This is a genomic window from Nocardia sp. NPDC003999, from assembly GCF_053604885.1.
The window spans coordinates 162,793-189,508 of sequence record NZ_JBSGIB010000007.1 but is presented as its reverse complement, the minus strand read 5'-3'; the positions used below and the strand labels follow the sequence as shown (position 1 = coordinate 189,508).

Here is a 26,716-nt window from a genome sequence, read left to right as displayed (position 1 = left end):
GCTCGTCGCAACGTCCAAGCCACAGATCAGCCGACGGGCCTCGGTCGTGATCATCGAGAAATCGTCCAAGCCTTCCCTGGGCGGCGATTCGAAGCGCTCCTGCGCGTCCTCAACCCGAACGTGAAGCTGACCGTAGACACCTCCGACCAGGGGTCAATGGTCCGATGGCGTGGAAGCGGCGCTGGACGGGTGGGCCCGTCTCAGGTGTGGGGATACTCGTTTCGGCGGTCCGGTCCTTCGCGGCTGACGTGGCATCGCTTTGAGGGTTTACGGTCGCATCCCCTGGTTAGGTGACCACAACGTTCAATCGAACGTTCAAGGTTACGATCGGAGGGTGTGAACCTCCGGTCAGAGCCTCCCCTCCGGCGCAAGCAACGCACCCCAGACTTCGCGTTGACCATGGACGAGATCAGGGCAGTGACGGCTTTTGCCATGTCCTCGGCAGAGCAGGTACTTCCGCTGTTCGAGGCATGTCACCCCGATGACAGCAGACCCCGCGACGCGCTCGCCGCCGCAGCCGCGTTTGTCCACGGAGGCCGCCGCTCTCGCGCCCAGCGGGTGACGGCACCTGCCGCCCACCGTGCTGGGCGAGAAGCGGCGGCGCCCGTGCCGTTTCACGCCGCGATGGCCGCGGGCGATGCCGCCGCATCGGCGTATCTGCATCCGCTGGCGGATGCCGCTCAGGTCAACCACATCCTGCGCGCGTCTGCGCACACCATCCGAGTATTCGAGCTGCGCCCCAGCGACGAATACGGCGACTCGGTCGAGCGCATCGTCGACCTCGCGGCGCCACTGGTGATCGACGTCCTCCGTCGTTATCCGAGGATCGGCGCCGGCACGAACCGGGTCAGCCAGCTCGTGCACCAGCTCGACAACCGCCTGCGAGATGAGCGCACCCCGTCACCGCGGCACGAGCGAGGGGCGGAGCGGCGATGATCCTGCCCAAGGTCCGAGATCCCCGGATGGTGACGATCCGTCGGGGTGGCCGCCTGACCGATGCCGACCATCAGCTGCTCGCGCTGTGGGCGGCGGCATGCGCCGAGCACGTTCTCGGCCATTTCGAGCACGAACAGCCCGACGATCCACGCCCACGAGACGCCATCGCCGCCGCCAGAGCGTGGGCGCGAGGCGACATGCCGATGATGCAAGCCCGGGCAGCAGGCGGACACGCGATGGGCGCCGCCCGCCCGCTGACCGGCGCGGCCCGGTTCGCCGCCTACGCCGCCGGACAAGCCGCATGCGTTGGACACGTCGCCGAACACGACCTCGGTGCCGCCGCCTACGCGATCAAAGCCGTTCGAAGCGCGCATCCCGGCAATCCCCAGGCGGGCCGGATCGAGCGTGACTGGCAGCGAGACCAGCTCACCGACCCCATCCGCGCCCTGGTCCTCGAAGACCAGGCCCGGCGCAACAGCATCTGCTGGTCGGTCTTCTCCGACTGAGCCGCACAGCATCTCCGCCGTATCGACCGCTGTCCTGGCAGTTTCCGGTCAGGGTGATCCGGTCTTCGAAGGGACCGCGAACGCGGTGCGTGCGGGCTTCCACCTCAGCTGGGAAATTCAACATCGACAGACTGTCCGTAGTTACGGAGCGAATGCTCTGTTATGCTCCGGCCATGCCCCGTCCTCGTGTACACGCTCTGGATCAGCTCATGGATGCCGCAGAACGGTTGGCAGTCGACTCCGGACCCGCTGCGGTCACCGTCCGCGCGCTCTCGGAGGCCGCGTCGGTGTCCAATGGCGCGATCTATCACGCCTTCGGCTCCCGCGCCGGGCTGATGGGACGTGTCTGGCTGCGCGCCGCGCAGCGGTTTCTGACTTTGCAGCGTGAGGCCGCGGATCATGCACTGGCGCACGGGGGTGCCGTCGAGGCGGTCGTCGCGGCCGCCGACGCCCCTGCCGAATTCTTGGTGCAGCAGCCGGTTTCGGGGCGTTTCCTGCTGACCGTGCCCCGCCGGGAACTCCTCGGTTCCAGCGAGATCCCCGACGACATCGCCGAGCAACTACGCCGACTCGATCAGACCCTGACCGAGCTGTTCGTAAATCTGTCGCGCGGCGTGTTCGACCGCGCCGACCGTGAGGCCGTCGCCGTCATCCGTGATTGCGTGGTGGAACTGCCCACCGCGCTGCTGCTGCGCGGCCGCCGGAGCCCCGATACCGCAGTGCGCCAACGCCTCGCCGCGGCGGTCCGCGCGGTACTGGCCGTACCCCTGCACCCCACCACAACGAAGTGAAAGGAAACACCATGACCGCGAACCTGCACTACCAGGACAAGATCGCCGTACTGAACCTCGGCGACGACGAAAACCGTTTCTCCCCGGACTGGCTCGACACCGTCAACACCCACCTCGACGCTATCGAGCGCGACGCGCAAGGGCTGGTCACCACCGGCAGCGGCAAGTTCTACTCCAACGGTCTCGACCTGGACTGGCTGATGGCCAACGGCGACCGCGCCGAATGGTACGTCGGCCGCGTCCAGGAACTGTTCGCCCGCATCCTCACCTTCCCGCTGCCCACCATCGCCGCGGTGAACGGCCACGCCTTCGGCGCCGGCGCCATGCTGGCCACCGCCCACGACTACCGCGTCATGCGTGAAGACCGCGGCTACTACTGCTTTCCCGAGGTCGACATCAACATCCCCTTCACTCCAGGCATGGCCGCGCTCATCCAGGCCAAGCTCGGCCCCCAGGCCGCCGTGACAGCGATGACCACCGGTTACCGTTTCAACGGTCCGGACGCCCTGGCTGCCGGGCTCGTCGACGCCACCGCCGCCGATACCGAGGTCCTCACCACCTCCACAACCCGGCTCACCCCCATTCTCGGCAAGGACCCCGCCACCCTCGCCGCCATCAAGACCACCATGTACAGCGCGGTCACCACCGCACTGCGCTGACACCGCTCGAACCGAGGAAGACCGTCGATGACAATCACCACGGACAAGCCGGCCGGCACCAATCTCGCGCTCTGGAACACACTGCAGCGCTTGCCATTCGGCAACTGGTTCTTCACCCAGGCGCTTTGCTTCAAAGCCCCCTATTTCCGCAGCGTGCACCCCCTTCTCCAAGAGCTGCGGCCCGGACTGTGCCGGGTCAGCGCCCCCAACCGGCGCAGCGTCCACAACCACCTCGGCACCTACCACGCCATCGCCTCGTGCAACATGGCCGAGCTCGCCGGCGGCATGATGACCGACGCCACCATCCCCGCCACCCACCGGTGGATCCCGGTCGGCATGACCGTGGAATACAAGTCCAAGGCAACCACCGCAGTGACCGCCGTCGCCTCCCTCGACCCCATTCCCGACTTCGGCGACGAACCCACCGAACTCGTCGTCCCGGTCGATATCCTCGACGCCGACGGCAAAGCCTTCGTCACCGCCCGGATCACCATGCACGTTTCCAAGAAACGCTGACGCCCACACCGGCTCACAAGCCCCTGGCACCACGCTGCGCGAACCAGGTGACCAGAAACGACGCCTCGAGACCGCTTCGGTTGGAGTGCACAATTTCTTGTGCTCCGGTTCAGCGATTGCGAGGCCGAAACGGACTGGCCTACGGTCGCTTTCGCATGTCCACGCGGCCCGGCAGTACCATGGGGATGTCGTTCTTCCAGTCGATCTTTCGCTTGGCCGCGCGTACCACCCGGCTGCCAGTTGCCAGATCGTGCAGGGTCAGGCGTTTTCCCGCGGGATTCGCCGCGAGGAAGAAGCTCACAATGAGCGCGAGGAAGCCGACAACGGCGATCCCAGTGAGTATGGCTGATTCCGGATTCGATCCCGACAGGGACATGAATACGAACGGCAGGAAGATGATCAGCATGCGCGAGGCTGCCGGCAGCAATTCCAGCCTTGGCCGAGCCCACTCTCCAGAAGGTACTACCCGAAGTCCGAGAAGCCCTTTGCCGAGAGTCTGTCCGTCGCGTCGGATCAACAGAAAGACCTCCAATCCAACGTAGGCGATGAAGTAGCACAACCACGCCGCTGATCCGTAGACCACCGCTTCATGGGCTTCGGTCGTCAGCAAGGCGACCGGGACCAACAGAATTCCGACGGGTACGGCGACGACGAATGTGAGTAGCAGGCAGAAAGCAAGGTCGAGGAGCCTTGCGGCGAGACGCCGGAAGAACGGAGCGGATTCGTAGGGCATCTGACCTCATCTGTGACTTTTCTTCGATGGCGAGTTGCCCTCGGCGAGAGCGGCTCTGGGTACTGTGTCGCAATCGCCGCGCCCCCGCGCTTCGTTACTCAACTGACAAAGGGAGCGTGAGTTGAAAGGTCGGTCAAGGCAGCCGCGAGTGGCGATCGAATCCAATGCGCTGATCGATCCGGCCATGGACGGCGTGCTGTCCGTCGGCGAAGCGTATAGGGCTGATCCAGCAGGGTCTGTCCGGTGGTGACGCGTTCGGTCGCGAGGCGCGGCGGACACTGCGCAGCCGCTCCGAAACAGCAGTAGCCGTGGATCGCCCGAAACTGGATCGCCGTGGCGGCAGGTCACAAGAGCAACCTGAACGCCGCCACCGAGGCGAGGAGACTTGGGCGGGCTCAGTATCCAATTTCAGAAGTGCTGCGCAGCAGATGAATTCACGTCCGGCGAACGGGCGATAGTGCACTGGAGTCGGTACTCTCGGTCTACAGTGGTCGCTGCGATCTGTGCAATGTCCTGAGTGACAGGTTTTCGGGCGACGCGCCAGTCCGGCGGGTGAGTGTTCGGTCGGACATGGGATCGATATGAGGAGGAATGATGACTGCGGGTGGGTACGGCCAGAATCCGGGGCAGGTGGTCGGTGTCGCTGCGGCCGGGATCGGAGGCCGTGCCGCGGCCAGATTCATCGACTGGATCATTGCCGGCATCATCGGCGGATTACTGTTCTGGGTGCTCGAGCGGGTATCCGACCTGCCGGGATGGGTTTCGATTCTTCCTGGCGCCGGATTCGGGTTCCTGTACTTCGTATTCTTCGAGGTGGTGACCGGGTCGACGCCGGGCAAGAAGGTCCTCGGACTGCATGTCACCGGGGCCGGTGGCGCGGCGAAGCCGAATGTCGTGGAATCGGCGAAACGCAACGCGTACATGCTGTTCAATTTGATTCCGTGGGTCGGCGGTATCTTCTGGTTCTTCGCGGCCATCGCGATCGCTGTCACAGTGACCGCGAGTTCGACGAAGCAGGGCTGGCACGACAACTTCGCGGGTGGCACGCAGGTGGTCAAGCGCTGACGCGAGCGCGCTGGTTGCCTTCGCCCGGACGGTGCGATCACGTCGGCGCCCGGATCGGCCGGATCCGCCGAAGACCCGGACATCGGTGCAGCCGTCCCTCCGACACACGCCGCCAGCGCCTCCTCGAACTCAAAGGGACTCAGCGAGTTCTGCCGTAACGCCGCCAGCACCCGCGCGTCATCACGAGCACGTACCCGGCGGCGATGCCATACCGCCAGCGCAGCCGCGCAGCCGGCGACGGCCGGCGCGCACACCCCCGCAGATGCGAGTGCCACAGCTTGCCGTTCGGCGATGTCCGCGACCTTGGGTGCAGCGACCATCGCGGCGACCGCGGCCATGAACATCAACGCCGCCGCATCCGACCCGCGGCGACCACGTCGTCTTCCCATCCCCGTGCCCCCATCAGCAGCCTGCCCGGCTTTTGCTCGGCCTGGCGGTCGGCCGATCTCGATTGTCACGGCTGCCGCCCGATTTTGCCCACCTCGGAGGCCCCTCTCGGTGATGGCGCCGAGGCAGAACTCGGCGGGAGGTGGATGGTCGGGCTATCCCGCGGGCCGCAGCGCGTGAATCCAACGCCGAACTGTCAACTCCGGCCCAACCGTGACCCATCTCTTCCGGCTCCACGGTGACCCATCCGAATCCGACGGCGTCCGGCTAATGCGGATTACAGCGCAATTGGGCGGTTGAGTTGCCGCCAACGTGGATCAGTGACCCCGCCACCTTCTTGACTGACGCCCAAGAAGTCCTTACCGTAGCTGCGACCTGCTTCTTGGATGGCGTCCAAGAAGAGTGGTGGTGAAGCGGGAGGACGCGAGTCATGGAAATGAGTGGGCCGGCCGATCGGCGCGAGGCGGTAGCGGTGCGGCGGCGTGAGGTTTCGTTCGCCTCTGGCCAGGACGAGTGCGCGGCCTGGTTGTACACCGCGCCTGACCTGAACGGTCCGCGCCCGATGGTGATCATGGGACACGGGCTCGGGGCGGTGCGGGAGATGCGCCTGGATGCCTACGCGCAACGGTTCGCCGACGCGGGGTGGTCGGTGCTGGTGTTCGACTACCGTCACCTCGGGGCCAGCGGCGGAGCACCGCGCCAACTCCTCGATATCGGCCGCCAACGCGCCGATTGGCATGCCGCCCTGGCCTTCGTACGCACACTGTCGGAGGTTGATGTCGACCGGATCGCGTTGTGGGGCAGCTCTTTCGGCGGCGGACATGTCCTTCAGGTCGCCTCCGAAGACACCCGCATCGCGGCGGTCGTGGCCCAGTGCCCCTTCACCGATGGACCGGCGTCGTTGCGCTCGCGTATCCGGACCGGCCCGCTGAGCGTGGTAGCGCTGACAGTGGCAGGCATCCTCGACACGGTCGGTTCCTGGTTCGGCGCGAAGCCGCTCCTGTTGCCGATGGCGGGGACGTCCTGGATGCCCGCGTTCGTGGCCTCACCCGACGCCCTCGCCGGTGCTTCCGCACTCCTGCCTGCGGGGACCCGGCTCTCGCGGCGCACCAGCGCGTTGTTGAAACGGCTGCCGTCGGTGCGGGCTCAGGTGTCGAAGAACATCGCGCTGACCGAGATCGACGGTGGGGAAGAATCCGTGACCGGTGTCGGTCGCGACAGCATATGGGGTGTACTGCGCGGCCCGGACGGTGAATTCGATGCCGCCAACGCCCTGGCCGCACGGCTGGTGCTGCACCTCCCGCTCGATCGGCCCGGTCGCGCGCTGGCTCGCTTCAGCACTCCGACGCTGCTGTGTGTCTGCGACAACGACGCGGCCGCGCCCGCGAAGACCACGAAGCGTCGCGCGCAGGGCCTGGCACACGTGCACGTCCAGAACTACCCCTGCGACCACTTCGGCATCTACCTGGGCGAGCACTTCGAACGCGCCGTGCGTGACCAAATCTATTTCCTGGCAACACAATTCGAAAACACTGCACACAACACGCAGTAGGTCGCCCCTGGCTCGTGGGCGTGCGGAGAGCAGGCACTCAGTCGGCGGCTGCGGCGAGACTGCGAGCGCTGTTCAGCAACGTCTCGATCACCGCGCGCCGCTGGGCCTGCTCCGTCGGATGCGTCAGCAAGCCTTCGACAACGAAGACGCCGATCGCGACCAGCGGATCCAGTTCGTCAGCGGGCACGCCGAGCTCGATCAGCTCTGTCCGGAACAATCCTTCGGCCAGCGCGTGGAACTGCTCGTGCCATTCGTGAATGGACGCGGACTCCTTGGCGCGCGTGTGCACCGTGCTCACCAACCGGCCCAGTTGCTCCAATTCCTCGACCAGCCACAACAGCCGATCAGCCAGCCCCGAGCCGAGCATTTCGCTGTAGGAGGCCATCGAGTCGGCCAGGACCGCGTCCAGGACCGCGATCAACACCGCGTCCTTGTCCTGGAAGTACCAGTACAGCGTGTTCGACACGACTCCGGCGTCGCGGGCGATCCGCGACATCGACGCCGCGTCGTATCCCTGCTCGACGAACAACCGCCGAGCAGCCACCACGATCTCCGCGCGCTTCTCTTCCCGATCCTGCGGACGTCTGTTGCGAGGCATCTCCAGTCCTGACCTAGTGCCAGCCCCCGATGCTATCTTGACCAGCCCCCAAGAACGGCCCCGGCAGGCGAACGGTCAAGCAGGCGGTCCGACGAACATCCTCAAATGCCGCATATCGCGCGTTCGGGGTCAGCGAATGGGTTGCGCGGCTGGCCGAGGCTCACTCGGCCGGAAAACTGCAGGCAGAGCTGATTAAGCTGGGCCGGATTCCGCTGCTCGTTATCGATGAGGTGGGGTATATCCCGTTCGAATCCGAGGCCAGATGCCGGGAACGCCGCAGGTCTTTCGCCGCGGCCACGTGATCGGGATCGCTGAGCGTCTGATGCGCAGCCCAGCAACGGTGGTGGCGCCCGACTTCGGCGCCGCCGCAGGTGATCACGACCTCGCTCAGGTCGGTGCGAACATCGACGTGGCGGCCGATCACCGCCGGATGCACCGAATAGTCGTTGGAGTCCAGGCGCACATAATGATCCCGCGGCCGCCGGGTCGAGGTCGGCCAGCCGACCACCGGATCCACGGGTGGCAGCTCGAGCATCGCCGCTCGGTCCGCGGGCCACCGGTCCACCGGCCGGCACCCCAGGCGACGATGCCGGCGCTGGAGACGGCACTTGCGCTCAGTTCAGTGTGAACGTCGCCGTACCCGAGATCTGCTCCATCTCCCTGTTGTTCGAGTCCAGCGCGACGATTCGAGCCTCCACCCGGCCGACGCCCGGAGCGGTGCCGAAACCGACGATGACGCCGTCCACCGTGTCTTGAACGACACCGTTCACGACGCGGTGCTGCTGCCCGTCCGCGTACCCGGTATCGAGATTCTTGAAGCGCACAGCGACCTTCCAGTCCGAGCAGTTTTCCCCGGTCTGGGTGACGTTCACCCGCACGCCGAATGTGCCGGCCTTCTCCTGTCGCACGGTGACCGCGTCGATGATCGCCGAGCAGCTGGTCGGAACCAGGCGCGTCAGCGTCGGCGAGAACGGAAAGCCCGGGTCATGCGGTACCGCGGGAGATGGCGCGGCGAACCCGACCATCCCGGCGGCGGTCAACGCTGCGGTGACACCTGCGCGAGCCAAAAACCGTTGCGGCTGTTTGCGATTGAGAGACATGTCCGGTTTGTCGGATCACCGGCAGTCGGTGTTACAACAGGCGTCGCGTCAGTAGAGTCACTGTAACGTCTGGCATGGATACCGGTCGGGATCGCTTCGCCCACTGCGGGTACCTCAGCGAGGTCGGATCCTTGCGGTCAGAGCCCGCTGCTGCCGAGGGACAGTACGCTGCTTCCGGCGCTGAGCAGCAGCGACAGAATCGACAAGAAATTCACTTCAGACCCTCTTTCTCCTGGTCACCGCCAGGGCTCTCATAGGCTGGCCCGGGAAGGTTTCGAGCGCTTCGGCGCCTCGTTTGCGGACCGCTGGCTGCAGCGTAAACACTCACCGCGGCCCGCCAGCGGGTTGCACTGCCCACCTCTGGCAACAACCGACACCGAGCAAGCTCCATGGCGTGTCCTGCCGCGCGATCGGTGAACCAGACCAGCTGCCGCAACATCAAGCAAGACCCGGCCGAGTGGGCGATCCTCGGCAACGCGCCGTCGCGCCTCGGCGGCCTGGGAGAAGCGGATATGTCCGGCCGACAGCAGGAACGAGAGCGCACCGGTAACGAGGTGGTCGAGCAGGGTGCGGTAGGTGTGCGTTGAAACAAACTCGGCACCCAAGGACGCTGCCCGGGGCATGATCCGGGTGAGAACGACCTGTGACGCACCCGCAGAGGTCGCTACCCGGTCGAGCCGAACTCGGCGCCGCTGCCGTCCTCGATCGCGCCGTCGACGAACAGTGCAGATCGAATACATGCACTCCACCGGTGCAGGCAGGTTTGACTGAGGTGTCCGACAGTGGGTGCCCTGGGATGCCGTCAAGCCAGACTGAACCACCGTCCGTTCTCTTGGCACTGGGCCGCCTCCGGGCATTCTGTTGCCGATCGCGTGCGGCCGCATGAACTGGGTATCACACTCGAACACCGAAAACGGCGAACAGCGGACGGATGAGAGTCACCTGAAGGGACAACCGGACGCTGCATGTCGATTGTTGTCGGACGATCGGAGGAGAGCGTCATGGCGGTGCGCGACCGGACCTACCTCGTTCGCCTCGACCCATACCTGCGCGACGAGAGTGCGCCACACGGCGGCGTTCGAGGGGTGTTCTTCGACTGGCTGCAGACCGTCGATGCCGAGCCCGTCGAGCTCTGCGGCGCCGATCGCGTCGTCATCTGCTGTTCGCCGGAAGCCGCCGACCGCATCCGCGACCTCGAGTACGTCCTGGACGTCGAACAGCGCGCCTAGATATCCGCGCCCGATAGCGTCGCCCGAGCAGACGTTCACCCCGGCCGGGTGCTGGAGACGGATGATCAGCTGGGAGCGTGTACAGGCGGTCAGGTCGGGTATCAGCCACGTGAGGTGGTCCAGACTGCTGCTGTGGCAGCTGACCACGCTCAGCCCGACCCGGCCACCCCGCACACCCTGTCGCTCGGGCTAGCGCGTGGGCCCGCTGCCCGGTGGGGTGATCGATTCTTGGTGGGCGTATTTGAGGCAAACGCCTCATGCGACCACGGAGGCGGCGGACCGATGATCAGGGCATGACAAAGCAAGTTCAGGAATCACGGAGATCACCGGTCACGACCGAATCGACATTCGAACCACCGACCGTCGAGCGAGGCGGTAAGCGTACTTCAGATCACGCACTCGGCGTGCCGGGCGGCGGGCGGGTCGATGCGGTCAACGTAAGCAGGAAGGTCGGGACGCGGCAAATTCTCCAGGAGCTGTCGTTGTCGATCGAACCAGGCGAATTGGTCGCCATTGCCGGCGGCAGTGGCGCAGGAAAGAGCACATTGCTCGAGATCCTCGCGGGACTTCGACCACCATCTGCCGGGGAGGTTCGGCATGACGGCGTCGTGCGCGGGGCCCGAGTCAGCGCCGATTCCCGTATCGGCTACGTGCCCCAAGAGGACATCATCCACCTCGAGATGCCCCTGCGCCGCACGCTGCGCTACGCAGCGCGGCTGCGGCTGCCCGCAGGCACATCGGCGGCCGAGGCGGACCAGGTGGTCGAAGAGACTATGCATGATCTCGACCTGGCTGATCGGGCCGAGGTGCCGGTCCGTGCGCTCTCCGGCGGCCAGCGCAAGCGGGCCAGTATCGCCGTGGAGCTACTGACCCGGCCGCACCTTTTCTTCCTCGACGAACCCACCTCCGGACTCGATCCATCGACCGCCGCCGACGTGATGCGCCTGCTGCGCCGACTCAGCGAGCGCGGAGTCACAGTCGTCCTCACGACGCATGAGCCGGCCGGCATCGACCGGTGTGACCGGGTGGTATTTCTGGCGCGCGACGGCCACCTGGCTTTCACCGGCAGCCCGGCCGAGGCTCGGCGCTACTTCGGCGTGGAGGATCTCGCCGAGGTGTACGACCGGCTGGCTCGTGAGCACACCCCCAAGATTTGGGCGAAGCGATTCGCGGACAGCGGTGGGCAGTCGAAAGCCCGGCTCGGCTCGGCTCTAATGCCCGCACCTGCCACCAGTTCAGACGTGAAGCGCACGGGCCCGGTCCGGCAATGGTGGCTACTTACCCAACGCAATGTCGATGTTCTCGTTCGCAACCGGCTGACCCTGGCGGTCCTGCTCGGGTCACCGGTGCTGGTCACCGCGATGATGGCGACACTGTTCAAGCGCGGCGCGTTCGATCCGCATAGCGAAGCCGACCTCGGCCCGGCCCAGATCGTGTTCTGGATCGCATTTGCAGGCTTCTTCTTCGGCCTTACGTACGGCCTGCTCCAGATCGTCGGGGAAATGGCCGTCTTCCGGCGGGAGCGCCTGGCCGGACTCAACGTCGGCGCCTACGTGACATCCAAGGTGACATCGCTGCTTCCGGTGCTGGCAGGAGTGAGCGCGGTGCTCCTCGGTGTGCTGCGGGCGCTCGGTCGGCTCCCCGCCGTTGGGTGGGACGTGTCCGCCTTCCTGTTTCTGACGATTGTGATCGAGGCGGCCTCGGCATTGGCCCTCGGATTGCTCGCCTCGGCCGCGGTCTCCAACGCCGCGCAGGCCGCCCTCGCCCTGCCGATGCTCTGCTTCCCTCAGGTTCTGTTCGGTGGCGCCATAGTCCCCGTTGACGAGATGGCCTTCCCGGGACGCCTGATGAGTCTCGGCCTATCCAACCGCCACGCATTCGAAGCGCTGGGTCGCGACCTGGATCTCGACCGGTACACCGCCACGCTGCCGGCCATGTCCGCCTACGGTGACACCTTCCACGGAGGCACCGGCGCCAGTCTCATCGCGCTCGCCTCGTTTGCCGGTGGCCTCATGCTGGCCACGGTATGGGTCTTGGATCGTCGATCCCGGCCCGGCACGTCCCGGCGATGAAGGCCCAGCGCAGTCGGTCCCGCCATATGTCTGAACAGATGTCGGCGGGACCCGGGCGTGCGGCAGTTCCGCACTTCCGCGTGCACAGTCTGACGTCCAGACCGGCCCGTCGGTACGAGTGCAGGGCCGAAACGGCACCGAGTCGCTGCCTGGGCCACGAACCGGACGCGCGCTGTCAGCTCGGCCAACCGGTGATCGGTCCGACTGCTTCAATCTCCCACGGCCGCGTTGACCGGGAAGCCAGCCAGACCCCGATCGATCGCGGCGAGACTGGCCTGCGTGCGGTTGTTGACACCGAGCTTGGTGTAGACGCGTTCGACGTGGTTCCGTGCCGTTTTCTCGGCGATGAACAGTTCGGCGGCGATTTCTCGGTTCGAGCGGCCCTGTGCGACGAGTCGCAGAATCTGCACCTCGCGGTCGGTCAGCCCGGCCGGCCAGGGCGTCCGCCGCGATATCCGCGGACCGGCCACCGCAAGCACGGCCGCAGCCGATTCGGCGTCGAAGCGTCCGGCACGTGCCTCCTTGTGTAACTGATCGGCAGCGTCGCGAGGATCGAGCGGCGGCCGGTCGGGCCGCGGCTCCAGCAGTCCCTGATAAGCCTCCGCCGTGGCAAGCAGCCGGTCCTGGGCGGTCAACTCCGCGCCGGCGATCCCCCGGGGGAAGCCGGACCCGTCGATCCGTTCCCGGTGCTTCATCGCGACGGGCACCACCGACTCCAAGCCGTTAACTCGGCTCAGTATCCGGCCGGTCAGATCTGGATACATCCGTACCCGCTCCCATTCAGCCGTAGTGAGCGGCCCTTTCTTCTCCCAGATCTGATTGGACACTCCCATTTTGCCGAGGCCGTGCACTAGGCCGGCACGGTAGAGAAGCGTGATGTCCGACGGCGACATGCCCAGGTGTCGGGCTGACGCGGCCACCAGATTCGCGACGCCACGCGAATGCCCCAGTGTGAAAGGAGATTTGAGATCGACGAAATCAGCCATAGCCTCGAGTAACTCGTCGCTCTCCTCGGCGGTCAGGGTTCGGTCACGATCCGGTGCTCGGGCCAACGCGTGGGTCCATACGTCGATTTCGAGTAACCCGTCCACGATGGCCGCCGCGTCACGATCGAACACCGCCGCCACGGCTGGACTGAACTGACTGCCGCGCCGAGAACGGAGCACATCCTTCGCGTGCTCGAGCCCACCCGTCCGCAGGTGTACCTCGATCACGTCTGCGACGTGAGCGATGTGGATCTCGACCGGGATATCCTCGCCGCGAGAACCGTTGGGCAATCCCCGGCCGTCCCAGCGTTCGAAGACATAGGCCAGCGCCTTTCCGACCTGCCCGTCCAAGCCCATCCGATCGGAGAGAACCCGGGCGGAACTGCAATGCGACTGGATCAGTGTGGCGACCTGGCCGCGAGCCGCGACCAGAAAGGTGGTGGCACGGAGGCCGCGCTCCCAGCCCGGCAATCCGCGTCCAACATGACTCATCATCAGCCGCAGAAACGGCAGGCCGGTCATGTCCACCGTGTAGGTGTCGGCCCGGAAGGCGATGTCGTCGCCGAAGAGCGCGGAGAGTTCGTGGGAATCGGCGTGACAACCGATCCACCCGACCAGATTGGCGTAGTACACGGTCGCTCGCTGTTGGAGGTCGAGCCCCATCCGCTCGGCGATCCGTGTCGCGATCAAGGACGACCGAAGCATGTGTTCCATCGGCTGACCCAGACCGAGGTCGATCGCAAGCGATATCGCGGCCAGCAGTTCAGCTCTACTCAGACCCTTCCGCGAGCCGGGCAGCGTCCCGTGCGGGTGCATCTTCCCATTGTCCACCCGAACAACGGTCATCTCGGCGGAACACGAGACACCGGCCTGATCAGCCCGCGGGCCCCACGGCAAGATCAAGCCATCCGATGCCGATTCAGGGACGTGCCTTACACACGCCGACGTCGTGAATCAGCTGCCCGATCCGACAAAGCAGACCTCTACCAGGCCCTCTACGGCTGCCCGTCCACGATCGGGGAGTGGGCGCCCCACTGGCGCAGCGTTTCGACGATTTCGGCCGCCGCCACTTTTGGGAGCCGGATGGCGGGTGTGGGCGGTGGGGAGCAGGTGACCCTCAGGCTCGGCCAGTCAGACCGAGATCAGATCGACCGGAGATCAGACACTCCCAGGGAAACCGCCGGAACACTTCTAGCGAGAAAGTCCCGTATCCCGCCCTGGGATAGTCCGCGTCCGCGCACGTCTCGGCGTCGCCCCTCATCTGTCGGGTCGCCGGAGTTCCACGGGGGCGAAGACGGCGGCGTTGCGTCGAGGCAATGCGCGGACGTGGAAGGCGCTCCGGGCGCCGTGTCGTCAGCTGAGTGAGTCGACGGATCGGGTGAGTGCGAGGTAGAGCCAGTGATGCGCGGCGCCGACGGTGGGGGTGTTGGTGATCCGGTCGGTGAGGCGCCAATAGCGGAGGACGCGGTGATCGGCGTCGGTTGCGCCGCTGAGTAGTTCCTGGCGGAACTGTGGCGTGTCGCGGGTGCCGCGGGCGGCGGCGTGGGCGTCGACGAACTGGTCGAGCTCAGGGCCGGGCCGAGGCGGCTGACCGGTGAGCAGCCGGTGGCCTGCGGCCTGGCATGCCTGAGCGACGCCGGTGAGGAGCTCGCGCTGGTGGCGGATGGTAGTCCGGTCCGATCGCCAGAACTGGCGTGAGATCTCGGTGTAGAGCGCGGGAACGGTGAGGAGAGATGCCAGTTCGGCGTAGGCGGCGATGTGGAGGACAGGTGGGTCGTGCGGTAGGTCGGGCACGTTCATCGCGATGAACTCGTCGAACAGCCCCGGTGGGATGGGTGCGAGTACGCGTCGCCAGAACGCCACGATCGTGTCGTGTGTGCGGTGGCGGTCCTGGACTGCGGCCAGCACTTCCAAGCGAGCGGCCCGTTGGGCCGACGTGGCGTCTTCGACAGCCCGCAACGACGCACGCCGCCATGCCAACGCGGCCAGTTCGGTGTCCAGCGCGCGACGTTCGGCGGCGACCGCGTCGGCAAGGGAGACGGTGCCGGCGAGAACGTCCGCTATCGCGGGCAAGGACACCCCGAGCGCACGGAGCCGGCGCACCAGCAGCAGCCGATCGACTGCGATGCCGGAATCGAAGATCCGGTGTCCGCCGGATGTGCGGTGCGAATCCAAGATCCCGTGATCGCAATAGAAGCGGATGGTGCGGACCGGCACACCGGTCAGCCGCGACAACTCCCCGATGCTCACCGAGCCGGTATGTCGTGTGTCGTCGGTCACGATTGCTGGAACCTCCACCCGGGTGGAGTTCCTACCGTACTGGCACACCCCCGCTGAGAAGGAGCAAGCCGATGACCGGTAGCACAACGATGACGAACGACCGGATGTGGCGAGCGGTCGCCGCCGAGCGGGCGAGCCTCGTCGAGCTTCTGGAAACTCTGTCGGAGTCCGACTGGAACCACAGTTCCCTGTGCGAGGGCTGGCGGGTCCGTGATGTCGTCGCCCACCTCGTGCTCTCCGCGAACCCTGGCCTCGCCTGGATTCTGGTCAACGTGCTCCGTGCCCGCGGAAACTTCGACCGCGCCATCCGGGAGACCGCGATCCGTCTCGCCGACCGCGCCACGTCCACCCAGTTGCTCGCCGCGCTGCGCGACGGGATGACGCTGCGTGCGACGCCGATCGGCACCACCGCCGCCGACCGACTGATGGACCTGCTGGTCCACGGCCAGGACATCGCGGTGCCCCTCGGCCTCAATCGGCCGATGCCCGTCGATGCCGCGCGATCGGCTCTCGAAAGAATCTGGGAAACGAATGGGTTCCGAGCCCGTGAGCTGTCCCGGTATCGCCTCGTCGACACCGACACCGGCTGGACCGTCGGCACCGGACCCCTCGTCGAAGGCCCGGCCGCTTCCCTGCTCCTACTGATCACCGGTCGCCGCGCCGGTCGGGAGCACCTCACGGGCGAGGGCGTCCCGCGACTGAACCTTCGGTAGCCGGCGACAATTCGGAGCTCGTGTCTTTCCGCGCCCGTCGCATGGGCAGAGTGTCGGAATATACGAACGCGTCTGCATGGCACTTACGCTGTGCACCATGACATCGGGGAGGGCACCGCAGCCAGTGAATGGCTGGCGCGTGCCCTCGCCGAGTGGTGGGAACCAGTCCAGAAGGACGCGAGCACCGGCTGGTGATCAGGGGCCGGGAGTACAGGGTCTTTGGTCCGTTCCTCTTCGGCGCCCTGCCGTCGTGCAGCCGTCGGAACAATTGGCCGAAGGTGTCGAATACCGCTGGCGGGTAGAGCAGTTCGCGGTCGAAGGCCTCGCCGCTCGGTGGTATCGGCGGTGGGTGTGTGAAGTCCGTTGTGGGTCGACAGCGCGGCCAGCAACTGGGCTGGCTTGGAATTCGGCGATCAGTCATACCAGGTGTTGAATGGCGAGCAAGACCTCGATACTCTGGGCCGATGCTGGCCGAGTTCTTCGAAGGCATGGCGCCAGAAAGCAGGGGCCATGGTCACGTCGGGTGATTTGCCGGGACTGGATCTACCGCATATCGACGCGCACTCCGAATTAGGCGGCCTCGGCGCCGTCGAGCTGCACCATCCCACCCAGGACATCGACCAAGACGGTCTGCTCGACAGCGTGACCATCACCGGCGACGATGCCATGCAGGTGTGGACCGACGTCGATCACGACGGCTTCGCCGATCACGTCAAGGTGGTGGAGAAGGACGGCGACTATACCGCCTGGGAGTTCCATCGACACCCGGACGGAACCTCGGAGTGGATTCGGACGGATCAGGGGCGGCTGGGCATGTGAGCGGCGCCGCCTTCGGACAGTTGACGTTCGAGATCGCCATCGTGGAACCAACCTCATGAGTCAGCAGCTGCAGTGGTTGGATGCGAAAGCTGTGACTGAAAGAACGACGATGGCTTGACCACGAAGACATCTTGCAGCGGCTCGGGCTGCGGATGGGCTTGGTCGGCGCTCGGCGGGACTTCCGATGAGATCGGTCGATGTGCTGGAGTTCGGGTTTCGTGGCGACGCGGGGGTTCGCGGACGAGGAGTTTTTGAGATCGGTTGGCAAGCCATCCCGTTGAGGGAGGGTGCGGCAGCGCGGGTCGGGCTAGGTCGGAACTGCGCCGACACTCGTTGCACGACACCACGCGGATGGTTGTCGATTCGGCGGGATAGCCACCCCCGTCAGCACTTTGCAGCGTCTGAAACAGCTACCAGCTGGTAGTCGGTCACCGAGAGATCCATCGCCCTCCGGGCGGGTGCGGCGGAATCGATCTCGTCGCGGGCGCGGAACCACCCCGATACCGTATCCCCCTCAGCGGCGAAACAGTTCGAACTGGCTGCCGGTTTGACGGCAGAACCAGGTCTTACCCAGCTCTTCTTGACCGAATTTAGCCACCCCATTCGCGACACAGGCTCCGTGAGTGGGGTAGTAGTCAACGGTTTCATCGGCCGCCGCCGAACCAGCCGCGCCGAAGGAGAAGGCCGCGATCATCGCCCCACTGATCAGATACTTCACCATGACGGGGAGTTTATAGCGTGACACTACTGCGCCGCGCCTGAAATACGTTGGCCAGGTGCAGGTTCCGTCGGTGTCGAGGACAAGGCGGCCGAAGAAGGACTGTGTTGACCGTGACAGCACGGTTGTTTTCGGAGTTGTGGCATTGATTGCAGGGCTGGCGTGGAGTACCTGCCGCGACAGGTACTCCACGGAGTGATCACGGGTCGGCTCAGCGCGGCCGAACGGCGTCTGGTGGGGGTCGGCGGCCAGCAGGACCCGGTCGTGGATGCGGATGCCCGCGCCGCGACGGACCGGCAGCGGCAGCGACAGGTGCCCGTACTTGCTGACACCGCGGCGGCCGTAACCAGGGCGGGTGATCGCGATCAACCCGCCGGCGATCCGCCACGACAGCAGATCCCGGGCCGCCAGTCCAGCGCCGTCAACACGGCTTTGTCGATCACGCGGCCGTTGGCATCGACCGGGCGGATGCTGTGCACCGCGGTGCTCGGCGGGTGTTTCTCGACAACGCCCAGAGGCGGACCAGGTGCACCCGTAACCGATTGATCGCCCACGGCGCGGTCGACCGTCGAGAAGGACGGAAGCACTGGTAGAAGTGTGTCCTCCGTCGCATCCTGGCCCGGCTGGAGAACTTGTCAGGCTGACGGCCTGAGGTTGTTCATGATCAGGCAGAGAGTGAACGCGAAGCGGTCGGGCTCGGTGCCGGAGATCAGCTCGGCGGCATAGCGCCGGGTCTGCGGAAACGTGTCGGCGGGCAGCGCGGTGAACCGGCGCACCAGCTCCGCGCGGCTGACTACGTACTCCTGATCCGGGTATTTCCGGCGGTGCTGGACCAGTGACCGTTCCAGGGCGTAGGCGCTGACGTAGAGGGACAGTGCGTCCAGCGTCCAGGCGGCAATCCGGGGTTCGGTTCCGCCCGCGAGCAGGCTCGCGAACATCCCTCCCGGACCCGCAGCGCCTCGAGGTTGGTGAGAACCATGGCCAGTGCGGCGCGCGAGGCGCCGGGGTATTCCAGGTACTGGTCACGGATCTGGGTGAACACGTCGAGGAGCTGACTGCGCCACGTGGCCGGGTCCGGTTCGGGAATTACGATCGCTGCGCTGAGCCCGCTGACGGGGACGGGTGAGCCTGCTGCTCGGCGCGATGCGCTTCCGTACCCCGCCGAAGGAGGCGGTCGAGGCGCTGGCACCCGAGGTGACCCTGCCCGATATGCGCGACTACGTGCGCTGGGCCACGATCGTGCCGCCGAACGGCTCACTCGGCACCGCGACCCCACAGGAGGCCGTGCTGTCCAGGATGCCGGGCCGGCCCGGACCTGCGGGCGCTGATCGAACAGGCCGATCCGGACAACAGCACCCTGCTCTCCATCCGAGTGGTCGAGCCCGGCGAACGCTGGTCGCCCTGTCCGGTCACGCTGCTCGGCGATGCCATCCACGCCACCTCACCGACCGGAGGCAACGGCGCCAACACCGCCTGCGCGACGCCGACCTGCTCCGCCGCTGCCGCACCGGCGACCGCGATCTCCTCGGCGCGATCGGCGACTACGAGCGCCAGATGCTCGAATACGGCGCCGAGGCCGTCCGCTTCAACCTCAGGCGCTGCCCGCCATCGCCCCGCAGACAGAACCGGCCTGACACAAACCGAAGGTGCTGACTCTGGCTGACCTCGAAGCCCCATCCGGACATGGGTAAGGCAATCCGTGGGCCGCACGGTGACGATGCATCCAGATTCTCCGGCTGACGCTCTTCGACGGAACTGCGCCCTACCGCGCACTCTGCCGCCGCGCCGGCGGTAGCTGGTGGATCTGCGTCGATAGGCCGAGACTGTTATTGCCTGCCCGCGCCATACGGCACGCGACCACACGGGTCGCGCTCGCCTCGGAACCGCCAGATCGGGCGAGGTGCGTGGGTCTCCGCCTATCGACATAAAGGAGGCTGGAAATGAATCACTCAGAATTGGACCCGACCTTCTATCGGAGCGCAGCGGAGGCGGCGGCCGCGCCACCGGAGCGGCTCGCATACGTTGTTGCGTTCGACCGCGCGGCACAGAAACCAGATGCGCTGTCAGTAATCGATGTGGATCCGGGCTCGGCTACCTACGGCCGGGTGGTGGGCTGGACGGAGGTACCCCACCTGGGCAACGAGCTGCACCATTTCGGTTGGAACGCCTGCAGCAGCGCGCTGAAGCACGAGGGCCACCAGATTGAGGGACTGACTCGGCGGTACCTGATCGTGCCGGGTCTGCGCTCGTCGCGCCTGTACGTGTTCGACACCCAGCCCGACCCACGCCAGCCCACCCTGTCCAAGATCGTGGACAGCTCCGAGCTCGCGGCCAAGGCCGGCTACTCCCGTCCACACACGCTGCACTGCGGGCCGGACGGTGTGTTCATGACCTGCCTCGGCGGGGCGGACGGATCGGACGGGCCGGGCGGGATCGCGCTGCTCGATCACGGCACGTTCGATGTGCTGCGGCAATGGGAGACCGACCGTGGGCCGCAATACCTGGCGTACGACGCCTGGTGGCATCTCAACCAGAACACGCTGATCAGCAGCGAGTGGGGCACCCCGGCCATGATCGAGGACGGGCTGAACCCGGAGCTGCTGCTGGCCAACAAGTACGGCCACGCGATCCACTTCTGGGACCTCAGCGCCGGTCGGCACCAGCAGCGGATCGATCTCGGCGAGCGATACCAGATGGCACTCGAGCTGCGCCCGTCGCACGATCCGGACGCCGCTTGGGGGTTCGTCGGCGTGGTGATCTCGACCGAGGATCTGTCGGCCTCCGTGTGGCGTTGGCACCGCGATAGCGGCGTGTGGGCGGTCGACAAGGTGATCACCATCCCGGCCGAGCCGGCCGATCCCGACCTGCTGCCGCCGGCACTGAAACCCTTCGGCGCGGTGCCGCCGCTGGTCACCGACATCGACCTGTCGGTCGACGACGCATACCTCTACGTCTCGTGCTGGGGTACCGGGGAGCTGAAACAGTTCGACGTGCGCGATCCGGCTGACCCGAAAGAGACCGGGTCGGTCCGGCTCGGCGGGATCGTGGGCCGCACCGCCCACCCGGCCGCGCCGAACCAGCCGCTTGCCGGCGGCCCCCAGATGGTCGAGATCAGCCGTAACGGTCGGCGGGTCTACCTCACCAACTCGCTCTATGGCGCATGGGACGACCAGTTCTACCCGGATGGGGTTGGCGCCTGGATGGCCGTGATGCGCATCGGTCCCGACGGCGGAATGACCATCGACGAGTCGTTCTTCCCGCACGACGAGGACTTTCGAGGTCTGCGGGTGCACCAGGTGCGCCTCCAGGGCGGCGACGCCTCCTCCGACTCCTACTGCTACCAGTAGTCGGGTCGAGCGGGGACCCCTGGATCTCCACCGCGTATGCCCGGTCGGCGAAGTGTCCCACACGTTCAACCTCGGACACGCTTTTGGCGCTAGGAGATCGTCCCCAGAGGTGCTCGCCGAAAGCCCCAGGCGCCTTGGGGTTTGAACTCAGCAGCCTCGTCGGTGTAGCGAGAGGATCGTCGTGTCGGTTGGCATGCTCGGCCGGGCTGCTTCTGGGTGGTCAGCAACGCGAAGTCGACGTGGTTGTTCTGTTCTGCCGCCCGTGGTCTCGAGCCGGATTATCAAGAGCTATCCTCTGCCGCGCCGGCACGAACAGCGTCGGTTTGTCCTATTCGCAGGCGATGCCGTCCTTATCGCGGTCCAGTTCTGATCTGTAGCCGGGTTCTCCCCGCCGTAGCGGCGCGGCGCCCGCGGCCTTGGCGGCGGCGCAGTTGGAGTAGTAGACGCTGGGAGCTGCCGGTCGCGGTGGCACCGGCACGGCCGGCGCCGGAGGTGTCGGTACCACTGCCGCGGGCGGGGCAGGCGCGGTTGCCTCTGAGCCATCTACCAGTCCCGACGATGAGACCGCACGTCTGACACCTCGGAGTCGCTGTGCTGGACACGGGTTCGCCCTCACTTCGCGCGGAGCTGGGCGCGGACGGTCGGTGTCCGTCCCTGTCGGTGATGTCCGGCCAATCCAGCTTCGCGTGGAATCGGAGGGGAGGGTTGGATCGGTCTCGTGTCCCAACCCTCTTGGCCACGCCTGCAGATTCCGCGGCCGCGCAATCGCACGGCAACCCATCAGGCGCGACTGCCTCGCGCTCGATGGGTTGCCCGCCAGTGCCGGCGTCATCAGCCATGTACACCAGCATTCGATGCCCGGCAATCCGCTGGCGATGCTCAGCGACGCGGCGATCTCGGCATGGGCTTGCCTGGGGGAGCGACCAAAACGGGCCCTATGCGACCGTTCCGCGCGCGGAATGAGCGCGCGGCTTGGCGCGCGACTGACCTTGTGCCGCACTGCCGTTGCGACGGCCGCCGCCTTGGCGCGGTCCGCCGCTGCCCCTGCGCGGTCCGCCAGTGCTACGGTGCGCTCCGCTGCCGCTGCGGCGGTCGTCTTCCCGTGCCGCCCGGTCGCTGTAGGAGGGCGCGACGAATGGGGCGACCGTGCCGACGAGCTCGGCCACCACGGGCGAATCGGCGGTGACTCGTTGCGGGGTCACAGTGATCTTGGCCTTGCGCATGAGGTCGGCCAGGTCGCGTCGTTCGCCGGGCAGCACCAGGGTGATCACTTCACCGGAGTTGCCTGCCCGCGCGGTACGGCCCGAACGGTGCAGGTACGCCTTGTGTTCGGCGGGCGGATCAACGTGCACGACCAGTTCCACACCGTCGACGTGCACGCCGCGCGCGGCCACATCGGTCGCCACCAGCACCAGGGCATCACCGGCGGCGAAGACCGCGAGGTTGCGGTCGCGGGCGCCCTGCGAGAGGTTGCCGTGCAGATCGACGGCCGGGATTCCGGCGAGGGTCAGCTGCTTGGCCAGCTTGCGAGCCTGATGCTTGGTGCGCATGAACAGGATTCGCCGACCCGAGCCCGAGGCGAGCCGGTGTACGACCTCACGCTTGGCTTCGACGCTCGCGGTTTCGAAAACGTGATGGGTCATGGCGGCTACCGGGGAGTTCGCCTCATCGGCGGAATGCAGCTCGGCATCCGGCAGGAAGCGGCTGACCAGCTTGTTGACGCCGTTATCCAGGGTGGCCGAGAACAGCAGGCGCTGACCGTCGTTCGGGGTGGCCGCGAGAATGCGGGTCACGCCTGGCAGGAACCCGAGGTCGGCCATGTGGTCGGCCTCGTCGATCACGGTGACCTCGACGGCGTCCAGGGAGATCAGACGTTGGTTCATCAGATCCTCGAGCCGGCCGGGGCAGGCGACGACGATGTCGACACCGGCGCGCAGCGCCCGGACCTGCCGGTTCTGCGGGACCCCACCGAAAATCGTGGTGACTGTCATGCGATAGGCCGCGGCGAGGGGTTCCAGCGCGGCCGTGATCTGGGTGGCCAATTCCCGAGTCGGCGCCAGCACCAGGCCGGTCGGGCGGCTCGGTGCGCGCCTACCGGCGAGACCGCGGCCGAGACGGTCGACCATCGGGATGGCGAAGGCGAGCGTCTTGCCGCTGCCGGTCCGGCCACGGCCCAGCACATCGCGTCCGGCCAGCGAATCGGGCAGGGTGTCGGTCTGGATCGGAAAAGGTTCGGTGATCCCGGCGCGAGTCAACGCCTTCACCAGCGGTGCGCTCACACCGAGCGCGGCGAAAGAGATGTCAGCAGAACTCATAGATGTTGCGGTGCCTTTCGGACATCAGGTGGTGCCCGAGCCGTCTGTGGACCTTCGGGGTCCGCGCCGGGGGCACGAAGTGGCGAGATTGCCGATGGGCAAAATCGATCGCCGTAAGAAGAGCGGATGCGGCAAGCGCTGGTTGCGAAGCGAATGCGATCTACGACGCTTGGCGTGACATGTCACGCACTTGATCAACAATAGCCTGTGATGGGCGGTTCGTACTCATCGGGTGAGGTTTCTCGCTTCTGGCCAGGGCTGGGTCGCCAGGCTCGTGTTCGAAATCTCCACCCGCGATCAGCTCCCGAGGCCCGCATGACGCGCTTACCGTCGCCAGGTGCGAGCAGATCTTCCTCGACAAGGCTTCCGGCAAGCTTGCGTCTCCTCCGGAACCGGACAAGGTGGTGGTGGTGACCACTTTGCGAACCGTCCAACGCCACCGTCATCATCGATAAACTCGAAGCCCTGCGACTGATCGAGCGGCAAACCCACCCCACTGACCGCCGGGCCGAACAGTCGACACTCACGTCCGAATGCGCCGAACTCCGGAAGAGGGGAGCCGTGGCGCTGGCGGCCTCCGACCCGGCCGCTGCTCATGCGGCCGTGCGGGCGATCCGCGACTGGATGTCCAGCGCATGACTATCTGTGCCACACACTGAGGGTTCGATCTTTACCGCATCGGGCACGGCGCTGATCCGCTTATCGCGCCCGCGTGCGATGTGTGTTCGTCGCGAATGGCCCTCCGCCGCTGGTCATTACGCGGGAACACCGGAATCGGAGTGCACTGCTGATGCCGAGGGGTGTTGACCGCCGCTCGGGTCAATGGCGCGCCGGCTCGATGTCGAGCGCGCGTTGAAGCTGGCTGGCCCACCAGCGCAGGTGAGCGGTCGAGTCTTGCGCTGCCGCGCCGGTGAGGCCGGCGCTCCGACGGAAATCGACCCCGTAGAGGGGCTCGGTTGCCATCGCCTGGTGGAGGGCGGCGACCGCGAGCCGTGTCTCGTCGAGGGAACTTCCGGGAGGCCGACTCCGATGCAGGGCGTCGACGACCGGGTCGAGCATGCCGCCACCGCGGTCGCGCCAACCCGCCGCGTGCAGCGCCACCGCGAGTTCGCCATAGCCGCCCCGATACACGGACTCGAGCGACTCGACGAGCTCGAGGACATCGGTGCCGTGCTCCAGCCATGCGGCGATGACGTCGTGGAGCGCGGCTCGAAGCCGACGTCCACCATGGCGAAGGAGTTCGGCGAGCAGCTTGTCGCGATTGCCGAAGTGGTGGGAGACGCCGGCGTCGGTCATGCCGACCCGCGCTGCCACTGCGCGCACCTGTACAGCGGCGACGCCTCCCTCGGCCAGCAGCGAAGCCGCGGCATCGAGGATCAACCGACGGGCTTCGTCCGGTGGTCTGCGCGTTCTCGAATTGCTCACCCCGGAATCGTACCTTGACTAGCCAAGGTTTCACTGCGTATCGTTACCTCGACTGCTCAAGGTAAATCGGAGAAGGTATGTCGATGGTCGAAATCATGGTGTTGAGAAGGAGATTCGGCACCGAGGTGGATCGACGATGACAGACATGACCCTCACGCTGCCCGACGTCACACTTCGAGCCACGGTGACCGGCGCGGGCCCCACGGTCCTGCTGCTTCACGCGGGCCGAGAGCGTCGCGACGTCTGGGCGCCGGTCACGGAGGGGATGACCGAGTGCGGACTGCGGACGGTGGCCTTCGATCTGCGCGGGCACGGCGAGAGCTCCGGGCGGGCGACCGCATTGCGGGTGATCGCCGACGACGTGATCGAGATGGTGGTTCGCGAACCGGCGCCGATCGTCGTGGTGGGCGCCTCCCTCGGAGGGTTGGCCGCCGTCGCCGCCCTCGCGGAGTCGTCCGTCGCGCAGCGTGTCGCCGGCCTCGTGCTCGTGGACGTCGTCCCCGACATCGATGCGGATCGCGCCCGGCGCTGGCTCGACGACCACGGACTCCTCGCCCGAGATACCGAGCTCGCCGACGACATTCTCGCGTCCCGCTCCGAACTCGACGCGATCATCGCGGCATCGGACCTGCCCATCCTGCTCGTGCGGGGAGGACCACGGTCTCCGCTCGGCGACGCCGACGTGGACCGGCTCCGCATGACCAACCGGCGTGTCACCGTTACCCGCGTACCGGACGCCGGGCACCTCGTCGCTCGCGACGCCCCTGCGGAACTCGCGCGCATCGTTTCGGCGCACGCCACCAAGTGGCTCGGGACCGACGACGTCGTCCGCCGCGCGTTCGAGCTACAGCGCACGCTCGGCGCCGAACAGATCGATCACCCAGGCGGGACCCTGTTCGAGCACCTTCGCCGGGTGCACGCCCTCACGGTCGAATGGAACTCAGCGCCACGAACCCGGCTGGCGGCGATCTGCCACGCGTCATACGGCACCGATGGGTTGCCGCATGCCCTGCTGCCGATCACGGATCGCCAGCGGCTGGATCACGTCATCGGCCCCGACGCGGCGGCGCTGGTATACCTCTACGGCGCATGCGAGCGCTCGCGCACCTACCGCGAGCTCGGCCGACGGCCCTTGCCCGTGACCGACAGATTCAGCGGCGGCTCGAAGACGATCGGAGGAACGGAACTCCGTGATTTCGCCGTCCTGACCATCGCAAACGAGCTCGACGTCGCCCGCCACGCCCGGCTGGCACCGTCGATTCGCAGCGATATCCGTGACCTCGTCGCCGCGCTGGCCGTGTACGCGCCGGTCGAGGCGGCGGTAGCGCTTGCCGATGAAGCGCTCGCTCGAGCGAGCGCCGAGTGAGCCCAACCGGCTGCTCGAAGCCGTCTGGGTGCTCGGCGAGATTCCGTCCTCGACGGCGCCGGCACCGCAGCTGAGAGGCGCACGCTGGTGCCTCGCCGACTTGTTCGCCGACCGGCTCTCCTCCAGGTGAAATCGCGCCTCGAGCATATGGCCGACCTCTTCGGCTCGGATCAGCGCGCGGCGTGACTGCAGTGTGATTCCGTCCCCCGTGCCGTCGGCAGCTCCGAAGCAACTCTCTGCGAGCCGGTTTGCCGCCGGTAGGGCGATAGACGAGCTTGGTGCCGCGTCGATGGCGCCAGTTCGATCAGGCCCAGACCTGATGAGCGCCGGGAAGGACGGGTGGGGTCAGGGCGATGGTCTGGGGCCGGGGGAGAGCATGGCGACAAACGATCAACCGCGGAAATGTCGTTCGCGACGCGGTGACGGCGGTCGGCAGGCAGGCCTTTGACATGGCGCAGCAGCTGAGATCGGGATCGGTGGCATTGGACCGTGAGGTTCAGGCGTTGTTCGATACCTGGAAGGGGAGTGCCGCCGATGCTTATCGCGAGGGGTGGGATGACAGGACGGCGCGGTGAAGGCATGGGACGCGCTCTGCGTGACCTG

General features: G+C 66.5%; 26 protein-coding genes and 3 pseudogenes. 18 read left to right on the top strand and 11 right to left on the bottom strand.

Annotated elements, in window-relative coordinates:
* The first annotated feature begins 399 nt into the window (after positions 1-399).
* The 5 genes from ACWESM_RS16990 (at position 400) to ACWESM_RS16970 (ending at position 3,408) form a co-directional block, all read left to right on the top strand.
* On the top strand, positions 400-936 hold the full coding sequence (locus ACWESM_RS16990; RefSeq protein ID WP_364425715.1) for a putative immunity protein: 537 nt from the start codon (positions 400-402) through the stop codon (positions 934-936).
* Complete coding sequence (locus ACWESM_RS16985; RefSeq protein ID WP_355078110.1) at positions 933-1,442, top strand: putative immunity protein; 510 nt, start codon at positions 933-935, stop codon at positions 1,440-1,442. The genes ACWESM_RS16990 and ACWESM_RS16985 overlap by 4 nt, the downstream gene beginning before the upstream one ends.
* Before the next feature lie 173 nt (positions 1,443-1,615).
* On the top strand, positions 1,616-2,233 hold the full coding sequence (locus ACWESM_RS16980; protein ID WP_364425431.1) for a TetR/AcrR family transcriptional regulator: 618 nt from the start codon (positions 1,616-1,618) through the stop codon (positions 2,231-2,233).
* An 11-nt stretch (positions 2,234-2,244) separates the two neighbouring features.
* Positions 2,245-2,892: an enoyl-CoA hydratase/isomerase family protein gene (locus tag ACWESM_RS16975; RefSeq protein WP_364425433.1), complete on the top strand. Its 648-nt coding sequence runs from the start codon at positions 2,245-2,247 to the stop codon at positions 2,890-2,892.
* 27 nt (positions 2,893-2,919) lie between these two features.
* Positions 2,920-3,408 carry a hotdog fold domain-containing protein gene (locus ACWESM_RS16970; RefSeq protein WP_364425435.1) on the top strand — a complete coding sequence of 163 codons (489 nt, stop codon included), beginning with the start codon at positions 2,920-2,922 and terminating at the stop codon, positions 3,406-3,408.
* Between the two features lie 139 nt (positions 3,409-3,547).
* On the opposite strand, the gene ACWESM_RS16965 is transcribed toward ACWESM_RS16970, so the two are convergent.
* Positions 3,548-4,141: an RDD family protein gene (locus tag ACWESM_RS16965; protein WP_452492499.1), complete on the bottom strand. Its 594-nt coding sequence runs from the start codon at positions 4,139-4,141 to the stop codon at positions 3,548-3,550.
* Between the two features lie 591 nt (positions 4,142-4,732).
* Here ACWESM_RS16965 and ACWESM_RS16960 point away from each other — a divergent pair.
* Together ACWESM_RS16960 and ACWESM_RS16955 are read left to right on the top strand one after the other, a co-directional pair.
* Positions 4,733-5,206, top strand: a complete 474-nt coding sequence (locus ACWESM_RS16960) for an RDD family protein (protein ID WP_397079474.1) — start codon at positions 4,733-4,735, stop codon at positions 5,204-5,206.
* Between the two features lie 817 nt (positions 5,207-6,023).
* On the top strand, positions 6,024-7,145 hold the full coding sequence (locus ACWESM_RS16955; protein ID WP_452492497.1) for an alpha/beta hydrolase: 1,122 nt from the start codon (positions 6,024-6,026) through the stop codon (positions 7,143-7,145).
* Positions 7,146-7,182: 37 nt separating this feature from the next.
* Here ACWESM_RS16955 and ACWESM_RS16950 read toward each other — a convergent pair whose 3' ends face one another.
* Entirely contained in the window at positions 7,183-7,743 is a 561-nt protein-coding gene (locus ACWESM_RS16950) for a TetR/AcrR family transcriptional regulator (RefSeq protein ID WP_452492495.1), read from the bottom strand.
* A 131-nt stretch (positions 7,744-7,874) separates the two neighbouring features.
* Between ACWESM_RS16950 and ACWESM_RS16945 the strand changes: the two are divergent.
* A pseudogene (locus tag ACWESM_RS16945) lies at positions 7,875-8,003 on the top strand (ATP-binding protein); the annotation flags it as partial.
* A 5-nt stretch (positions 8,004-8,008) separates the two neighbouring features.
* Here the strand turns inward: ACWESM_RS16945 and ACWESM_RS16940 are convergent.
* Positions 8,009-8,338, bottom strand: a pseudogene (locus ACWESM_RS16940) (Mu transposase domain-containing protein); the annotation flags it as partial.
* Positions 8,339-8,357: 19 nt separating this feature from the next.
* Positions 8,358-8,843 (bottom strand): hypothetical protein, encoded by a 486-nt coding sequence (locus ACWESM_RS16935; protein WP_355078097.1) that lies wholly within the window; start codon positions 8,841-8,843, stop codon positions 8,358-8,360.
* Positions 8,844-9,232: 389 nt separating this feature from the next.
* Between ACWESM_RS16935 and ACWESM_RS16930 the strand changes: the two genes are divergently transcribed.
* The 3 genes from ACWESM_RS16930 to ACWESM_RS16920 all read left to right on the top strand — a co-directional run bounded on the left by ACWESM_RS16930 (position 9,233) and on the right by ACWESM_RS16920 (position 12,144).
* Positions 9,233-9,430, top strand: coding sequence for a hypothetical protein (locus ACWESM_RS16930; RefSeq protein WP_364425440.1), 198 nt, complete (start codon positions 9,233-9,235; stop codon positions 9,428-9,430).
* Between the two features lie 414 nt (positions 9,431-9,844).
* Positions 9,845-10,072: a hypothetical protein gene (locus tag ACWESM_RS16925; RefSeq protein ID WP_355078095.1), complete on the top strand. Its 228-nt coding sequence runs from the start codon at positions 9,845-9,847 to the stop codon at positions 10,070-10,072.
* A 293-nt stretch (positions 10,073-10,365) separates the two neighbouring features.
* The gene (locus ACWESM_RS16920; protein WP_452492492.1) at positions 10,366-12,144 is read left to right on the top strand and encodes an ATP-binding cassette domain-containing protein; all 1,779 of its coding nucleotides are present in this window, start codon (positions 10,366-10,368) and stop codon (positions 12,142-12,144) included.
* A gap of 209 nt (positions 12,145-12,353) precedes the next feature.
* Here ACWESM_RS16920 and ACWESM_RS16915 read toward each other — a convergent pair whose 3' ends face one another.
* Both ACWESM_RS16915 and ACWESM_RS16910 read right to left on the bottom strand, forming a co-directional pair.
* Complete coding sequence (locus ACWESM_RS16915; RefSeq protein WP_355078093.1) at positions 12,354-13,946, bottom strand: HD domain-containing phosphohydrolase; 1,593 nt, start codon at positions 13,944-13,946, stop codon at positions 12,354-12,356.
* Positions 13,947-14,483: 537 nt separating this feature from the next.
* Positions 14,484-15,410 carry a MerR family transcriptional regulator gene (locus ACWESM_RS16910; RefSeq protein ID WP_452492490.1) on the bottom strand — a complete coding sequence of 309 codons (927 nt, stop codon included), beginning with the start codon at positions 15,408-15,410 and terminating at the stop codon, positions 14,484-14,486.
* 71 nt (positions 15,411-15,481) lie between these two features.
* Here ACWESM_RS16910 and ACWESM_RS16905 point away from each other — a divergent pair, with 71 nt between their 5' ends.
* Positions 15,482-16,123 (top strand): maleylpyruvate isomerase family mycothiol-dependent enzyme, encoded by a 642-nt coding sequence (locus tag ACWESM_RS16905; RefSeq protein WP_452492488.1) that lies wholly within the window; start codon positions 15,482-15,484, stop codon positions 16,121-16,123.
* A gap of 363 nt (positions 16,124-16,486) precedes the next feature.
* Positions 16,487-16,942 carry a DUF6802 family protein gene (locus ACWESM_RS16900; protein ID WP_355078090.1) on the top strand — a complete coding sequence of 152 codons (456 nt, stop codon included), beginning with the start codon at positions 16,487-16,489 and terminating at the stop codon, positions 16,940-16,942.
* A gap of 514 nt (positions 16,943-17,456) precedes the next feature.
* Here ACWESM_RS16900 and ACWESM_RS16895 read toward each other — a convergent pair.
* Together ACWESM_RS16895 and ACWESM_RS16890 are read right to left on the bottom strand one after the other, a co-directional pair.
* Positions 17,457-18,029, bottom strand: coding sequence for a hypothetical protein (locus tag ACWESM_RS16895; RefSeq protein ID WP_452492486.1), 573 nt, complete (start codon positions 18,027-18,029; stop codon positions 17,457-17,459).
* 266 nt (positions 18,030-18,295) lie between these two features.
* The gene (locus ACWESM_RS16890; protein ID WP_452492484.1) at positions 18,296-18,598 is read right to left on the bottom strand and encodes a hypothetical protein; all 303 of its coding nucleotides are present in this window, start codon (positions 18,596-18,598) and stop codon (positions 18,296-18,298) included.
* A gap of 434 nt (positions 18,599-19,032) precedes the next feature.
* On the opposite strand from ACWESM_RS16890, the gene ACWESM_RS16885 reads away from it, so the two are divergent.
* On the top strand, positions 19,033-19,323 hold the full coding sequence (locus ACWESM_RS16885; RefSeq protein ID WP_452492482.1) for an FAD-dependent monooxygenase: 291 nt from the start codon (positions 19,033-19,035) through the stop codon (positions 19,321-19,323).
* Between the two features lie 277 nt (positions 19,324-19,600).
* Entirely contained in the window at positions 19,601-21,007 is a 1,407-nt protein-coding gene (locus tag ACWESM_RS16880; protein WP_452492480.1) for a selenium-binding protein SBP56-related protein, read from the top strand.
* A gap of 328 nt (positions 21,008-21,335) precedes the next feature.
* Here ACWESM_RS16880 and ACWESM_RS16875 read toward each other — a convergent pair whose 3' ends face one another.
* A complete protein-coding gene (locus ACWESM_RS16875; protein WP_397278409.1) occupies positions 21,336-21,788 on the bottom strand; it encodes an excalibur calcium-binding domain-containing protein in 453 nt (150 codons plus the stop codon).
* A 154-nt stretch (positions 21,789-21,942) separates the two neighbouring features.
* On the bottom strand, positions 21,943-23,322 hold the full coding sequence (locus ACWESM_RS16870) for a DEAD/DEAH box helicase (protein ID WP_452492478.1): 1,380 nt from the start codon (positions 23,320-23,322) through the stop codon (positions 21,943-21,945).
* 432 nt (positions 23,323-23,754) lie between these two features.
* Here ACWESM_RS16870 and ACWESM_RS16865 point away from each other — a divergent pair.
* A pseudogene (locus ACWESM_RS16865) lies at positions 23,755-23,961 on the top strand (MarR family winged helix-turn-helix transcriptional regulator); the annotation flags it as partial.
* A 180-nt stretch (positions 23,962-24,141) separates the two neighbouring features.
* Here the strand turns inward: ACWESM_RS16865 and ACWESM_RS16860 are convergent.
* The gene (locus ACWESM_RS16860) at positions 24,142-24,702 is read right to left on the bottom strand and encodes a TetR family transcriptional regulator (protein ID WP_355078083.1); all 561 of its coding nucleotides are present in this window, start codon (positions 24,700-24,702) and stop codon (positions 24,142-24,144) included.
* A 181-nt stretch (positions 24,703-24,883) separates the two neighbouring features.
* On the opposite strand from ACWESM_RS16860, the gene ACWESM_RS16855 reads away from it, so the two are divergent.
* Positions 24,884-26,113, top strand: coding sequence for an alpha/beta fold hydrolase (locus ACWESM_RS16855; protein WP_452492476.1), 1,230 nt, complete (start codon positions 24,884-24,886; stop codon positions 26,111-26,113).
* A 353-nt stretch (positions 26,114-26,466) separates the two neighbouring features.
* Positions 26,467-26,688, top strand: coding sequence for a WXG100 family type VII secretion target (locus ACWESM_RS16850; protein ID WP_356964069.1), 222 nt, complete (start codon positions 26,467-26,469; stop codon positions 26,686-26,688).
* Positions 26,689-26,716: the final 28 nt, after the last annotated feature.